Source organism: Sphingobium sp. CFD-1, assembly GCF_024611115.1.
In the GTDB taxonomy this organism is placed as follows: domain Bacteria; phylum Pseudomonadota; class Alphaproteobacteria; order Sphingomonadales; family Sphingomonadaceae; genus Sphingobium; species Sphingobium baderi_A.
In genome coordinates this window covers 225,064-238,234 of the sequence record NZ_CP084398.1, presented here as the reverse complement: position 1 = coordinate 238,234, position 13,171 = coordinate 225,064, and the positions used below count along the sequence as shown (strand labels likewise).

Annotated in this window: 14 protein-coding genes; 11 read left to right on the top strand and 3 right to left on the bottom strand. The window is 63.0% G+C overall.

From position 1 onward, the window contains the following. Window positions 1-159 precede the first annotated feature (159 nt). The 4 genes from LDB26_RS01110 to ftsH all read left to right on the top strand — a co-directional run bounded on the left by LDB26_RS01110 (window position 160) and on the right by ftsH (window position 4,349). Window positions 160-1,059, top strand: coding sequence for a hypothetical protein (locus LDB26_RS01110; RefSeq protein ID WP_257539886.1), 900 nt, complete (start codon window positions 160-162; stop codon window positions 1,057-1,059). A gap of 6 nt (window positions 1,060-1,065) precedes the next feature. Continuing rightward, window positions 1,066-2,019 carry a tRNA lysidine(34) synthetase TilS gene (gene tilS / locus LDB26_RS01105; protein ID WP_257539884.1) on the top strand — a complete coding sequence of 318 codons (954 nt, stop codon included), beginning with the start codon at window positions 1,066-1,068 and terminating at the stop codon, window positions 2,017-2,019. Between the two features lie 125 nt (window positions 2,020-2,144). Further along, window positions 2,145-2,336 (top strand): hypothetical protein, encoded by a 192-nt coding sequence (locus tag LDB26_RS01100; protein ID WP_062063121.1) that lies wholly within the window; start codon window positions 2,145-2,147, stop codon window positions 2,334-2,336. A gap of 63 nt (window positions 2,337-2,399) precedes the next feature. Further along, entirely contained in the window at window positions 2,400-4,349 is a 1,950-nt protein-coding gene (ftsH, locus tag LDB26_RS01095) for an ATP-dependent zinc metalloprotease FtsH (RefSeq protein WP_062063120.1), read from the top strand. A 189-nt stretch (window positions 4,350-4,538) separates the two neighbouring features. Here the strand turns inward: ftsH and LDB26_RS01090 are convergent, their stop codons facing one another. The 3 genes from LDB26_RS01090 to LDB26_RS01080 all read right to left on the bottom strand — a co-directional run bounded on the left by LDB26_RS01090 (window position 4,539) and on the right by LDB26_RS01080 (window position 7,574). After that, window positions 4,539-5,354 (bottom strand): ferredoxin--NADP reductase, encoded by an 816-nt coding sequence (locus LDB26_RS01090; RefSeq protein ID WP_062063118.1) that lies wholly within the window; start codon window positions 5,352-5,354, stop codon window positions 4,539-4,541. Window positions 5,355-5,539: 185 nt separating this feature from the next. Next, the gene (locus LDB26_RS01085; RefSeq protein WP_257539882.1) at window positions 5,540-5,857 is read right to left on the bottom strand and encodes a hypothetical protein; all 318 of its coding nucleotides are present in this window, start codon (window positions 5,855-5,857) and stop codon (window positions 5,540-5,542) included. 118 nt (window positions 5,858-5,975) lie between these two features. Continuing rightward, on the bottom strand, window positions 5,976-7,574 hold the full coding sequence (locus LDB26_RS01080; RefSeq protein WP_257539880.1) for a phosphoenolpyruvate carboxykinase: 1,599 nt from the start codon (window positions 7,572-7,574) through the stop codon (window positions 5,976-5,978). A gap of 283 nt (window positions 7,575-7,857) precedes the next feature. Here LDB26_RS01080 and LDB26_RS01075 point away from each other — a divergent pair, with 283 nt between their 5' ends. From LDB26_RS01075 to LDB26_RS01045, 7 genes are all read left to right on the top strand, one after another. Then, entirely contained in the window at window positions 7,858-8,562 is a 705-nt protein-coding gene (locus tag LDB26_RS01075; RefSeq protein WP_062063114.1) for a response regulator transcription factor, read from the top strand. Then, window positions 8,531-10,123, top strand: a complete 1,593-nt coding sequence (locus LDB26_RS01070; RefSeq protein WP_062063112.1) for an ATP-binding protein — start codon at window positions 8,531-8,533, stop codon at window positions 10,121-10,123. Before LDB26_RS01075 ends, LDB26_RS01070 begins: the two co-directional genes overlap by 32 nt. Before the next feature lie 94 nt (window positions 10,124-10,217). Beyond that, the gene (locus LDB26_RS01065; RefSeq protein ID WP_062063111.1) at window positions 10,218-10,652 is read left to right on the top strand and encodes an HPr kinase/phosphorylase; all 435 of its coding nucleotides are present in this window, start codon (window positions 10,218-10,220) and stop codon (window positions 10,650-10,652) included. Continuing rightward, window positions 10,649-11,590: an RNase adapter RapZ gene (gene rapZ / locus LDB26_RS01060; protein ID WP_257539878.1), complete on the top strand. Its 942-nt coding sequence runs from the start codon at window positions 10,649-10,651 to the stop codon at window positions 11,588-11,590. The genes LDB26_RS01065 and rapZ overlap by 4 nt, the downstream gene beginning before the upstream one ends. Before the next feature lie 22 nt (window positions 11,591-11,612). Then, entirely contained in the window at window positions 11,613-12,017 is a 405-nt protein-coding gene (locus LDB26_RS01055; protein ID WP_062063108.1) for a PTS sugar transporter subunit IIA, read from the top strand. After that, window positions 12,014-12,286, top strand: coding sequence for an HPr family phosphocarrier protein (locus LDB26_RS01050; RefSeq protein WP_062063107.1), 273 nt, complete (start codon window positions 12,014-12,016; stop codon window positions 12,284-12,286). Before LDB26_RS01055 ends, LDB26_RS01050 begins: the two co-directional genes overlap by 4 nt. Window positions 12,287-12,366: 80 nt before the next feature. Beyond that, window positions 12,367-13,164, top strand: coding sequence for an RNA methyltransferase (locus LDB26_RS01045; protein ID WP_257539876.1), 798 nt, complete (start codon window positions 12,367-12,369; stop codon window positions 13,162-13,164). Window positions 13,165-13,171: the final 7 nt, after the last annotated feature.

The following is a 13,171-nucleotide window of genomic DNA, read 5'->3' as shown; positions in this document are numbered from 1 at the left end:
GAAAATCGCTGGAGGCAAACAGGAGTAGGCCATGATCCGATTCCAACCGGTCGGATGATGCTCCAGCCTGGGACACACGGCTCAGGCCGATGAAAGTCGCGCTTTACGGCGCGGAATATCGCCTTATGGTTAAGGCGAAGGATTTAGTCGGGGATAATCATGCGTAACGCCTTTTTTGCGACCTCCGCATTGGCTTTGGGGGCGTCGGCATCGATGCTCTTTGCCATGCCCGCGGCCGCCCAATCCGTGTCGCTCGACACGCGAGTGGACCGCATCGAAAAGGAACTGCGCGCCGTCCAGCGCAAGGTGTTCCCTGCCGGCACGCCCGTCGAGCCGGAAATCACCCGGCCCGCCACCACGACGCCGCCGCCGGGAACCCCGTCCTCCGCACCCATCGCGGACCTGACCGCGCGGGTGGGAGCATTGGAATCGCAGCTTGCGTCCATCACGGGGCAGGTGGAGGAGAACAGCTACAAGCTGAAGCAGCTTGAGGAAGCGTTCAACAAATATAAAGCGGAGCAGACGAACGTCGCCGCCCCCGCCGCTCCACCGGCCGCCAGATCCACGGTATCCGCGCCCGCCGCCGGAACCCGGCCCGCGGCACCGGCGGCTGAGGCGAGCGACACGCGCAAGGCGGCTGTCGCGGCGATCGAACGGCCCGAGACGGGAGATGCCGCCGGGGATGCCTATACATATGGCTTCCGCCTGTGGGACGCGAAATTCTACCCGGAGGCGCAGGCACAGCTTAAAGCCACGGTGGACAAATATAGCGACACGTCCGTCGCCAGCCGCGCGCAGAACCTGCTGGGCCGCGCCTATCTGGACGACGGCAAACCCGCATTGGCATCGGTCGCCCTGTATGAAAATTACCAGAAGCGGCCGCGCGGGGACCGGGCGCCCGACAGCCTGGCCTATCTGGGTGAAGCTTTGATCCAGCTCAAGAAGCCTGCCGACGCTTGCAAGGTCTATGCGGAACTGGAACAGGTCTATGGCGCGACCCTGTCCGCCGGCCTGCGCGGCATGATGGAAAAGGGCCGGACCAAAGCCAAATGTAGCTGATCGGCGATGGCTGAACCCTTGACGGATGCGACCGCGCTGGAGACGTCTCTGCGCGAGGCGGTCAAGGGGCTGGCGGTGGACATCGACCAGGCCCGCTTCGGGATTGCCGTATCGGGCGGACCGGACAGCATGGCGCTGCTGCATGTGTCGGCCTGCGCCTTTCCGGGGCGGGTGGAGGCGGCTACGGTTGATCACGGCCTGCGCCCCGAATCCGCCGATGAAGCGGCCATGGTCGCACGGTGGTGCGCGGCGCACGGTATCGCGCATGCCATCCTGCACCCGGTCGCGCCAAGGACGGGCAACCTGCATGATTGGGGCCGCACCCAACGCTACACGCTATTGGAAGCATGGCGTGTGGAGCGGAAGCTGGATTGGCTGTTTACCGCGCATCATGCCGACGATCAGCTTGAAACGATGCTGATGCGGCTCAACCGGGGAGCGGGCATTGGCGGGCTGGCAGGCGTCCGGCCCCAGATGGGCCATGTGCTGCGCCCGCTGCTGGGCGTGCGGAAGTCCGTGCTTCAAGCATTGGTCGACACGGAAGGATTGCCACATGTGCAAGACCCATCCAATGCCGACCCCCGTTTCGACCGATCGCTGATGCGGTCGGCTCTGGCAGATGCAAATTGGCTTGATCCGCTGGCGGCGGCGCGGAGCGCGGCGGCGTTGGGGGAGGCCGAGGAAGCGCTGGGCTGGACAGTCGATTCGCTGGCGGATCGCCATCTGCGGCGCGAAGGGAATGGCTGGCGGCTGGAGAAAAGCGACTTTCCCCATGAATTGCAGCGTCGCCTTCTGCTGCGGATGCTCGCGCAGGCAGCGCCCGCTGCGTCGCCGCCGCGGGGCGATTCGGTCGATCGTGCCATCGCCGCTGCCATGACAGGGCAAAAGGCGAGTTTGGGAGACTGGCTGCTGATCGGCGGTGCGGAATGGATACTGATTCCGGCACCTCCGCGCCGATAGGGCTGGCAAGGTTCCACAGATTGGCCCGTCCCTTCCACGGCCTGTCGCTTTGGTGCGATGCAATGACCTTTTCTTAACGGCCATCATGGTTAATCCCCGCCTCTTCATGGCAGGATTATCGAGATATGATGGAATTTGCGGCGCTGACCTACGGCTTGCTGGCCAGCGTCATTCTTTCGGCGGCGCAGCGTAACCGCAAGCTGGCGCGCCCCCATCCGCCGTTGCTGCTGTATGTCGGTTATCTGCTCTGCGGCGTGTCGACGGGCATCGCGCTGGTGCTTGCCTATATGGCACTCACCCTCCTCACTGGAGGCTGAGCGGTCGAGGCCGCTTGCGATTTTACCCGCGCACCTTATCTTGCAGGGGGAAAGTGAGTATCGATGAACGACGAGAAAGACCCGCAGGGCAATCCCTGGATCAAAAGCGCCATGATTTGGGCGGGGGTGATTATCGCCCTGCTGCTTTTCGTCTCCATGTTCGACAGCCGCACGGCATCGACCGCGGGCACTGGCATCGCCTATTCCGAATTCCGTTCCAAGGTGCAGGAAGGCCAGGTGAAGGATGTCGCCATCGCCCCTGACCGCATCAGCGGCACCTTGTCGAGCGGACAGAAGTTCAACACTGTCCCGGTCAACGATCCGGGTCTTACCGGCTTGCTGGACGACTATAACGTCAAATATTCCGGTCAGCCGGAGGAGCAACCGAGCTTCTGGCTGATCCTCGTCTACCAGTCGCTCCCGTTCCTGCTGATCCTGGGCATCGCCTTCTTCGTGCTGCGCCAGATGCAGAAGGGCGGCGGCGCGGGCGGCGCCATGGGCTTTGGCAAGTCCAAGGCGAAGCTGCTCACCGAAAAACATGGCAAGGTGACGTTCGATGATGTCGCCGGCATCGACGAAGCGCGCGAGGAATTGCAGGAAATCGTCGAATTCCTGAAAGACCCGACCAAGTTCGCGCGTCTGGGCGGCAAGATTCCCAAGGGCGCGCTGCTGGTCGGTTCGCCCGGCACCGGCAAGACGCTGCTCGCCCGCGCCATCGCGGGGGAGGCGGGCGTGCCCTTCTTCACCATTTCCGGTTCGGACTTCGTGGAAATGTTTGTCGGCGTCGGCGCGAGCCGCGTGCGCGACATGTTCGAGCAGGCGAAGAAGAACGCCCCCTGCATCGTCTTTATCGACGAAATCGATGCGGTCGGCCGCCATCGCGGCGCGGGCCTGGGCAACGGCAATGACGAGCGCGAACAGACGCTGAACCAGCTTCTGGTCGAAATGGACGGCTTCGAATCGAACGAGGGCATCATCATCGTTGCGGCCACCAACCGTCCCGACGTGCTCGATCCCGCGCTGCTGCGTCCGGGCCGCTTCGATCGGCAGGTCGTGGTGCCGCGCCCCGACATTGAGGGCCGCGAGAAGATCCTGGCCGTGCACATGAAGAAGGTGCCGCTGGCCCCCGATGTAAACCCGCGCACCATCGCGCGCGGCACACCGGGTTTCTCAGGCGCGGATCTCGCCAACCTCGTCAACGAAGCCGCGCTGATGGCGGCGCGCCGGGGCAAGCGCCTGGTCGCCATGGACGAGTTCGAAGCGGCGAAGGACAAGGTCATGATGGGCAGCGAGCGCCGCTCCATGGTCATGACCGAGGACGAGAAGAAGATGACCGCCTATCATGAGGCGGGCCATGCCATCGTCGCGGTCCATGAACCCGCGTCCGATCCGATCCACAAGGCGACGATCATCCCGCGCGGCCGTGCGCTAGGCATGGTGATGCGCTTGCCGGAACGGGACAGCTACAGCTATCACCGCGACAAGATGCACGCGAACATGGCCGTCGCCATGGGCGGCCGCGTCGCTGAGGAGATCATCTTCGGCTATGACAAGGTGTCGTCGGGCGCTTCGGGCGACATCCAGTACGCCACCAAGCTGGCGCGCGACATGGTCACCCAGTGGGGCATGTCGGACAAGTTGGGGCCACTGCAATATGAGGAGCAGCAGGGCGAAACCTTCCTCGGCTATTCGCAGAGCCAGCGCGTCCATATGTCGGACGAGACGGCAAAGCTGATCGACAAGGAAATTCGCGGGCTGGTCGAGCAGGGCTATGCCCGGGCGCAGGAAGTGCTGCAAACCCATGAGGACCAGCTGCACCTGCTCGCCAATGCGATGCTGGAATATGAGACGCTCTCCGGCGAGGAAATCAAGACGCTGCTCGACAAGGGCGAGATCACCCGCGACGACGGGACGACGATCAAGCCATCCGTCATTCCGGCGGCAGGATCGTCGATTCCTAAGACGCGCAAGCGCAAGGGCCCCTTCGGCGACCCTGCTCCCGCAGGCGCCTGACCGGGATCAACAAGATGATGAGAAGGAGAGGCGCGGTATCTTCCGCGCCTTTCTTTTATCGATGCGAGTTTGGTAGATTGGCGGTCAAAGGATGGCCGCAATGCCGCCGTCATCCATTTTCTGGGCAATATTATCGCCACAAAAAAGGGCCGCGCGAGCGACCCTTTCCTTGAACGGATGCGTATTCGATCAACCCACGAAGGCGCGTTCGATCACATAGGCGCCAGGCGCGGCGTTGGAGCCTTCGGCAAAGCCGTTCTCCTCGAACCAGGCACCGAATTGCTTGATCATCTCCATGCTGCCACACATCATGATCCGGTCAGTCTCCGGGTCGAACTTCGGCGCGCCGGCAATGCCCTCGAACAGCTTGCCATTCTCAATCAGCGCATCGATGCGGACATTGTTACGGAAAGCCTCGCGCGTGACGGTCGGCACATAATGGAACTGCTTGGCCGCTTGCTCGGCGACCAGCGGGTCATCAGCCAGCTTGCCCGTCAGTTCGTCATGGAACGCAAGATCGCTGACTCGTCGAACCGAATGGACGATCACCACTTCCTCATAGAATTCGTAGACGTCCGGATCGCGCGACAGGCTGAGAAAGGGCGCAAGGCCCGTGCCGGTGGACAACATGAAAAGGCGCTTGCCCGGCAACAACGCATCGGTGACGAGCGTGCCGGTCGGTTTGCGGCCAAGATAGATCTGGTCGCCCGGCTGGATCAGCTGGAGCCTGGACGTGAGCGGGCCGTCCTGCACTTTGATCGACAGGAATTCCAGTTCCTCGTCCCAGGACGGGCTGGCGACCGAATAGGCCCGCAGCAGCGGCTTGCCATTGTCGCCCTGAAGCCCGATCATCACGAATTCGCCGGAGCGGAAGCGGAAGCTGGCGGGCCGCGTGATACGGAAGCTGAAAAGATGTTCGTTCCAGTGCCGCACCGACAGCACCGTTTCCACGCTCAGCGCGCCCGTCGGTTCCAACACCGGCTTTTCGATCGTCACTTCGCTCAAGACCTTTATCCTTGCCAATCCATGCCAAAAGCCAGCGCACAATGACGCCAGTTGCATATCGTTCGCAATAAATGATGCGTCTGCGAAATGGCGCGTGCGGGCCGCGATGGCAAGGCCAAAAAAACTTTTGGCGGGGAAAGCTGGTGCAGGGGATGCCAAACGCCTGACCAGCTTTTTTGCCTGCCCTAGCCGAACAGCCCCTTGGCGATGCTGCCCAGTTCACCGAGTGGATTGCCATCACCGTCACGATCGAAGAGGCCACCCAGCTTGCCGAGAATCGCTTCGGGGCCGCCGAACTGTCCAAGCAGTTCCTGCAGCTTGTCGGCCGATACGCCATGTTCCGCCGCCGTTTCCGCGAGCGCGGACACGCTGGTTTCGCCTCCGCCTATCTTACCGCCAATCTCGGTCATCAGGGCCTGCATCTGTTCAGGCGAGACGCCGATTTTTGCGGCAATGGCTTCCAGCCCGCCCACACTGCCTAGAAGTTCATCAAACATGCCCATGTACGACTCCCGCTATAAATCAAATCCAGATTAGCATCTCTATGAGGCCGCAGAAAGCAAAAGAGCCGGGAAAGGTCTCCCCTTCCCGGCTCTTTCGCGAATCTGTCGCGGGCGCCTGTCAGACGGCGGCGGTCAGCGCCGCGCCGCGCACGGATTCATCGACATGATCCTCGAACTGCGCGAAGTTGTCGACGAACTGCTTGACCAGCTTGCCAGCCGTTTCGTCATAGGCTGCCTTGTCGGCCCAGGTCGCACGCGGATCGAGGATCGCGGTTTCCACACCTGGTACGGCGACCGGCACTTCAAAGCCGAAATTCGGATCGGTGCGGAATTCGGCATTGTTGAGGCTGCCGTCGAGCGCGGCGTTGAGCAGCGCCCGCGTGACCTTGATCGGCATACGCTTGCCCACGCCATATTTACCGCCGGTCCAGCCGGTGTTGACCAGCCAGCAGGTGACGCCGCCCTTGTTGATCCGTTCCTTCAGCAGATTGCCGTAGACCGACGGATGACGGGGCATGAAAGGCGCGCCGAAGCAGGTGGAGAAGGTGGCGGAAGGCTCCGTCACGCCGATTTCCGTGCCCGCAACGCGCGCGGTGTAGCCGGACAGGAAGTGATACATCGCCTGATCCGGGGTCAGCCGCGCGATCGGAGGCAGCACGCCATAGGCGTCGGCGGTCAGGAAGATGATGTTCTTGGGCACCGGCCCCAGATTGTCCTTCGACGCATTGGGGATGAAGTCGATGGGATAGGAACCGCGGCTGTTTTCCGCGAGACTGTTGTCGTCCAGGTCGATGACGCGGGTTTCCTCGTCGATCACGACATTTTCCAGCACCGTGCCGAATCGCTTGGTGGTGGCGAAGATCTCCGGCTCCGCCTCGGCCGACAGGTTGATCATCTTGGCGTAGCAGCCGCCCTCGAAATTGAAGACAGCGGTGTCCGACCAGCCATGCTCGTCATCGCCGATCAACGTGCGGCTGGCGTCGGCTGACAGGGTGGTCTTGCCGGTCCCCGACAGGCCGAAGAACACAGCAGTGTCGCCGTTCGGGCCGATATTGGCCGAACAATGCATCGGCATCACGCCCTTGGTCGGAAGCAGATAGTTGAGGATGCCGAAAACCGACTTCTTCATCTCGCCGGCATAGGCGGTGCCGCCGATCAGGATCAGCTTTTCGGTGAAGTTGACCGCGATCACGGTTTCGCTGCGGCTGCCGTGACGGGCCGGATCGGCGCGGAAGGTCGGCAGATCGATGATGGTGTATTCGGGCGCAAAGCCGGCCAGTTCCTCCGCCGTCGGGCGGACCAGCAGGGTGCGGATGAACAGGTTGTGCCAGGCGCGTTCGTTGATGACGCGGACATTGACGCGATGTTCAGCCTGCGAGCCGCCATAGAGGTCAGCGACGTAAAGCGTCGCCTTTTCGCCCAGCGCCTTGAAGAAATCAGCCTTTAATGCGGCAAAATGTTCCGGCGTCATGGGGACATTGGTCTTGCCCCACCAAACGGTGTTTTCCGTTTCCGCATCCTTGACGATGAACTTGTCGTTCGCACTGCGGCCAGTGTGCTTGCCGGTCTTGACGACCAAAGGGCCGTCCTTTGACAGGACGCCTTCGCCATTGCGGATGGCGGCTTCCACCAGCGGCGCGGTGCCGAGATTCCAGAATTGCGTTGCGTTTGTTGAAATACCTTGTTTTTCCAAGGTGATAGCGGATTTGGCCTGCACGCCTTTGCTCCTGAATATAAGTCCATGCCACCGTCATCATGTGGAGGCGGCCGATCCTCTCCGCTCAGGCGCACCGATCACTGCCGGCAGACGTCCCTCGTGGTGGATGGAGTCGGCATTAGGCGGTCGGATAGAAACCGTCAAACCCCCGAAAGGCTGAGTTTGTCCCGAAAATCGACGGTCATGCCGCATAATGATGGGATATGGCGACTTCCTTGCAGCCGGGGCAGGCATCGTCTAACGATTGCGCCCATTGCCCTTTGCGCCATTACCGGGATGATGCATGACCGCCACCATCGCCCTTGTGGATGATGACAAGAATATTCTGACCTCCGTGTCGATCGCGCTTCAGGCCGAAGGCTTCGTGACGCGCATCTATTCGGACCCGGACGCCGCGTTGAAGGCCCTGCTCGACAATCCGGCGGACCTGGCGGTGTTCGATATCAAGATGCCGCAGATGGACGGGCTGGAACTGCTGCGGCGGCTGCGGGAAAGGAACCAGATGCCCGTCATCTTCCTGACGTCCAAGGTGGATGAGCTGGACGAGGCACTGGGTCTTGCGATGGGGGCGGACGACTATATCGCCAAGCCCTTTTCCCAGCGGCTGCTGATCGCGCGCATCCGCGCCATATTGCGCCGCGCGGAAGTCAGCCGCACGCCCCCTGCCGCCGACGAGCCAGCGATCGACCCGATCGTGCGCGGGCGGCTGGAGATGGACCCGGCCCGCCATCGCGTCAAATGGGACGGGAAGGATGTGACGCTGACCGTCACCGAATTCCTGATCCTGGAAACGCTGGCCGCGCGCCCCGGCGTGGTCAAGAACCGCAATCAGTTGATGGACGCTGCCTATCAGGACGATGTCTATGTCGACGACCGAACGATCGACAGCCATATCAAGAGGCTGCGTCGCAAATTCCGCGAGGTGGATTCCGATTTCAACGCAATCGATACGCTCTATGGCGCCGGATACCGATTCTCGGAAGAATGACGCACCGCTGGCGGTGCGCTGGTCGGGCCGCATCAGCCTGACGCTGCGTATCCTGGCGGTGAATGTCTTTGCGCTGGCGCTGCTGGCGGGGGGATTCTTCTATCTCGACAGCTATCGCACACGGATCGTCGACGACCGGCTGGAACAGTCCGCGCGCGAGTTGAAATTGCTTGCCATCGGCCTCGAAAACGCGCCGCCCGAGCTGCATGACAGGCTGATCGCGGCCTATGCGCGACAGACCGATGATCGGGTGCGCCGCTATGCGCCCGACGGGCGGCTGGTCGCCGACAGCTTCACCATGGATGCGCCGCGCTATCGCCTGCGCCTGCCGTCCGAAGAGGAATTGAAGCGGCATGTCGCCCGCTTCCTCGACAAGATGATGGACCGCATCGTGTTCGCCGACCGGCCGCCCAATTTCGAGGAACCGGCGGTCGACCGGGCGCAGGCATGGCCCGAAATCATATTGGCCGACCGGACCGGCAAGCCGCAGGCAACCAACCGCTACGCGCCCGACCGCACTTTCATGATTTCCGCCGCCGTGAAGATGAAGGACGGCACCAGCCTGCTGTCCACAGAGAACGCTCGCGACATCACGCGCATCGTCCGCGCCGAGCGTTTGCGGCTGGGCATCGTGCTGGCCGCCGCGGTGCTGGCTTCGGTGCTGCTGTCGCTGTTTCTGGCGCGCACGATCGTGCAGCCCATCCAGAGCCTTGCCCGCGCCGCCGTGCGCGTGCGCCTGGGCCGGGCGCGGGAGGTGATGGTGCCTCGCCTGCCCGAACGGCGGGACGAGATCGGGATGTTGGCCCGCGCCCTTTCCGACATGAGCCATGCGCTGCGTCAGCGGATCGACGCCACCGACGCCTTCGCGGCCGATGTGAGTCATGAGCTGAAAAACCCCATCGCTTCGCTCCGCTCCGCGCTGGACGCGCTGGACCGGGTGGAGCAGCCCAACCTGCGCGAACAGCTCATGGACATCTGCAGGGAGGATGTGCGGCGGCTGGACCGGCTTGTCACCGACATCGCCGAAGCTTCCCGCATCGACGCCCAGCTTTCGCGCACACGCTTCGAGCCGATTGACCTGGGGCTGCTGATCGAGAGGATGGTGATCGCCCGCGAGGCGCGCGGCGTGCCGCGTGGCGTGCGCCTCGCCTTCGCCCGCCCGCGCAAGGACGTGGCCGTAGTGCTGGGCGAGGAACAGCGGCTGATCCGCGTGCTCGACAATCTGATCGACAATGCCGTGTCTTTTTCACCCGAAGGCGGGCTGGTCCAGATCATCGCGACCGTGGCCGACAATGAAGTGCTGGTCAGCGTCGAGGATGAAGGGCCGGGCGTGCCGGAATCGGAGCGCGAGCATGTGTTCCGCCGCTTCCATAGCGTGCGGCCCGAAAACGAAGCCTTCGGAAAACATTCCGGTCTTGGCCTCGCCATCGCCCGATCCATCGTGGAAGGGCATCAGGGCAAGGTCAGCATCGCCGACCGCGAGGACGCGCAGACCGGCGCGCGCTTCATCGTCCGCCTGCCCATGGCGGTGGAGCGCGATCCCGGCCTCGTATCGGAATAGCGCCTCTACGTCCCCTCTCGGGACAGTTTTTGGGCGCGCGGGCCTTTCCTTCGTATCTTCCCTTCGCGACTGGGGTTAGAAGGGTGACAGGATCATGACGGGCGCGACTTCACATCAGACACTTCATGCAACGAGCGTCGCCATCGGCGGGCGCGCCGTCCTGCTCCATGGGCCGAGCGGTGCGGGGAAATCCGACCTTGCTCTGCGCCTGATCGACCGGGGGGCTGTGCTGGTGAGCGATGATTATACGATCCTGACGGCAGAGGGCGGCCAGTTGATCGCCACCGCACCCGCCACCATCGCAGACAAGATGGAAGTGCGCGGCATCGGGGTCGTCGACATGCCTCACGCCGATAGCGTGCCGGTCGCGCTGATCGCGCATCTGGGCGATGTAACGGAACGGCTGCCCGCCGAAGGAGCAAGCCGCCGGATCGCCGGCATCGATATTCCGCTGGTCCGCATCGCGCCGCTGGAAGCCTCCGCCCCGATCAAGGTCGAACTCGCGCTCAGGGAACTGGGCCGGACATGACATCCACTCCTGCGCCCAAGACGATCCTGCTGGTGTCGGGCCTCTCCGGCGCTGGCAAGACGACCGCGCTCAAGACGCTGGAGGATATGGGCTGGGAAGTGGTGGACAACCTGCCGCTGGTCCTGCTCGACCGGCTGCTCGACACGCCTTTGCCCGCCGGGCACAGCGATGCGGACGAACGCCCGCTCGCCATTGGCATCGACGCGCGCACGCGGGGTTTCGACGCCAACGCCATCGTCCGCCGGATCAAGGCTTTGCGCGAAAAGCATGGCCATGATGTCGAAACGCTGTTCCTCGATTGTTCGGGCAGCGAGTTGGAGCGGCGTTTTGCCGAGACGCGGCGGCGGCATCCGCTGGCGCTCGACCGCCCCGCCGCCGACGGCATATCGCGGGAACGGGAATTGACCGAGCCACTGCGCCGCTGGGCCAGCCAGGTCATCGACACGACAGCGTTCAGCAGCAATGCGCTGCAACAGGAAATCCGCAATCGCTACACGCGCGAACGGTTGTCCGACCCGGTGCTGACGATCCTGTCCTTCGGCTTTTCGCGCGGCATGCCCCGCAATGCCGACCTGATGTTCGACATGCGCTATCTGCGTAACCCGCATTGGGACGACGCGCTGCGGCCCAAGACCGGCCTTGATCCCGATGTCGCCGCCTATATCGCGCAAGACCCGGCCTATGAGGATACGGTGAGCCGGATCGAGGCGCTGCTCACCACCCTGCTGCCGCGCTATGCGGAGGGCGGGAAAACATACATCACCGTGGCGTTCGGCTGCACCGGCGGGCGGCACAGATCAGTGCATGTGGCCGAGCGTGTCGCCAGATACTTGCAAGATGCGGGCTTTTCGCCCACGGTCAGCCACAGAAACATGGAATCAGCGCCCCAGGACGCCCTGGAGAAGCGCAGACCGGGAGGCCCGAAAGCACAATCATGAAACAGGTGGGCCGTTAGCGCAGATGATTGGACTCGTACTCGTCACTCATGGGTCGCTGGCGACGGAATTCGTCGTCGCGATGGAGCATGTCGTGGGGCCGCAGCAGCAGATCGAAACGATCTGCATCGGGCCGGAAGATGACATGGAATTGCGCCGCGCGGACATCTCCGCCGCGGTCGAGCGCGTGAACGACGGGTCGGGCGTGATCCTGCTGACGGACCTGTTCGGGGGCACCCCGTCTAACCTGGCCATATCTCTGCTGCGTGCGGGTGAAATCGAAGTGATCGCAGGCATCAACCTGCCCATGCTCATCCGCCTGGAAAGCGCCCGCAAGGTGATGGACGTGCGGTCCGCCGTCGCCGCCGCGCGCGAGGCAGGCCAGAAATATATCAGCGTAGCGTCGGAACTGTTGGGTAGCACTCCATGAACGAAATCAGCCAGGAAGTCCGGATCAGCAACAAGCGCGGCCTCCACGCCCGCGCCAGCGCCAAGTTCGTCACCCTGGCCAGCGGTCTTCCTTCGCAGATCACCGTCAGGAAAGACGGCAATGAAGTCACCGGCACGTCGATCATGGGCCTGATGATGCTGGGCGCGGCAATGGGCGATTCGATCGTCATCAGCGCAGCAGGGCCGGAAGCGCAGGATTCGCTGATCCAGCTGGTGACGCTGGTGGAGGACAAGTTCGGGGAGGATTAGGGCAAAATACAGCCCTACCCTTTTCCGCATTGCCCCTATAGAGAAGCCGCTTCATTCGCTTTCGAAGAACAGGCACGGGCGTGGCACGCGAGATCACCGGATTTTCCAACCCTCTGGTCAAGCGCGTCCGGTCCCTGCGTGAGAAGAAATTCCGCAAGGCCGAAGGACTGTTCCTTGCCGAAGGGCTTCGTATCCTGACCGAAGCGCGTGAGGAAGGCGTGCTGCCCGAAATGCTGTTCCATGCCGGGTCCACACATCCGCTGGCCATGGACCTGATCGCGGCGATGGAGGCGGCGGGCGGCGACGTTATCGAGACTACGCCGGACATTCTTTCCAAGATTTCGGGCAAGGACAATCCGCAGGCCGTGGTCGGCGTCTATCGCGACCGGCTGGTGCCGCTGGCGAAACTCGACAGGACGAAGGCCGACATCTGGATCGTCGCGCAGTCGCTGCGCGATCCGGGCAATCTGGGGACGATCCTGCGGACGGGCGACGCGGTCGGCGCAGGCGGATTGATCCTGATCGACGATTGCGTGGACCCTTTTTCCGTCGAAGCGGTGCGGGCGAGCATGGGGGCGCTCTTCACCCAGTCGATCACGCAGGCGCGCTGGGGCGAGTTCATGACATGGTTGCGCGCCGGTCCCGGCGAACTGATCGGCACCAGCCTGAAAGCCACGCAGGATTATCAGGAACCGCGCTACCACAGCCCGTCCTTCCTCCTCGTCGGAAACGAGGCGCAGGGATTGCCGGAAGCCTATGAAGCCGAGTGCGACTTGCTGGTGAAGATGCCGATGCTGGGCAAGGCGGACAGCCTGAACGCCGCCGTCGCCTGCGCGGTGATGGCCTATGAATTGCTGAACCAGAAGCGGAAAAGATAAACGGGGG

Coding starts and splice junctions, on each gene's coding strand:
- LDB26_RS01110 (WP_257539886.1), top strand. CDS start 160: ATGCGTAACGCCTTTTTTGCGACCTCCGCATTGGCTTTGGGGGCGTCG.
- tilS (WP_257539884.1), top strand. CDS start 1,066: ATGGCTGAACCCTTGACGGATGCGACCGCGCTGGAGACGTCTCTGCGC.
- LDB26_RS01100 (WP_062063121.1), top strand. CDS start 2,145: ATGATGGAATTTGCGGCGCTGACCTACGGCTTGCTGGCCAGCGTCATT.
- ftsH (WP_062063120.1), top strand. CDS start 2,400: ATGAACGACGAGAAAGACCCGCAGGGCAATCCCTGGATCAAAAGCGCC.
- LDB26_RS01085 (WP_257539882.1), bottom strand. CDS start 5,857: ATGGGCATGTTTGATGAACTTCTAGGCAGTGTGGGCGGGCTGGAAGCC.
- LDB26_RS01075 (WP_062063114.1), top strand. CDS start 7,858: ATGACCGCCACCATCGCCCTTGTGGATGATGACAAGAATATTCTGACC.
- LDB26_RS01070 (WP_062063112.1), top strand. CDS start 8,531: ATGGCGCCGGATACCGATTCTCGGAAGAATGACGCACCGCTGGCGGTG.
- LDB26_RS01065 (WP_062063111.1), top strand. CDS start 10,218: ATGACGGGCGCGACTTCACATCAGACACTTCATGCAACGAGCGTCGCC.
- rapZ (WP_257539878.1), top strand. CDS start 10,649: ATGACATCCACTCCTGCGCCCAAGACGATCCTGCTGGTGTCGGGCCTC.
- LDB26_RS01055 (WP_062063108.1), top strand. CDS start 11,613: ATGATTGGACTCGTACTCGTCACTCATGGGTCGCTGGCGACGGAATTC.
- LDB26_RS01050 (WP_062063107.1), top strand. CDS start 12,014: ATGAACGAAATCAGCCAGGAAGTCCGGATCAGCAACAAGCGCGGCCTC.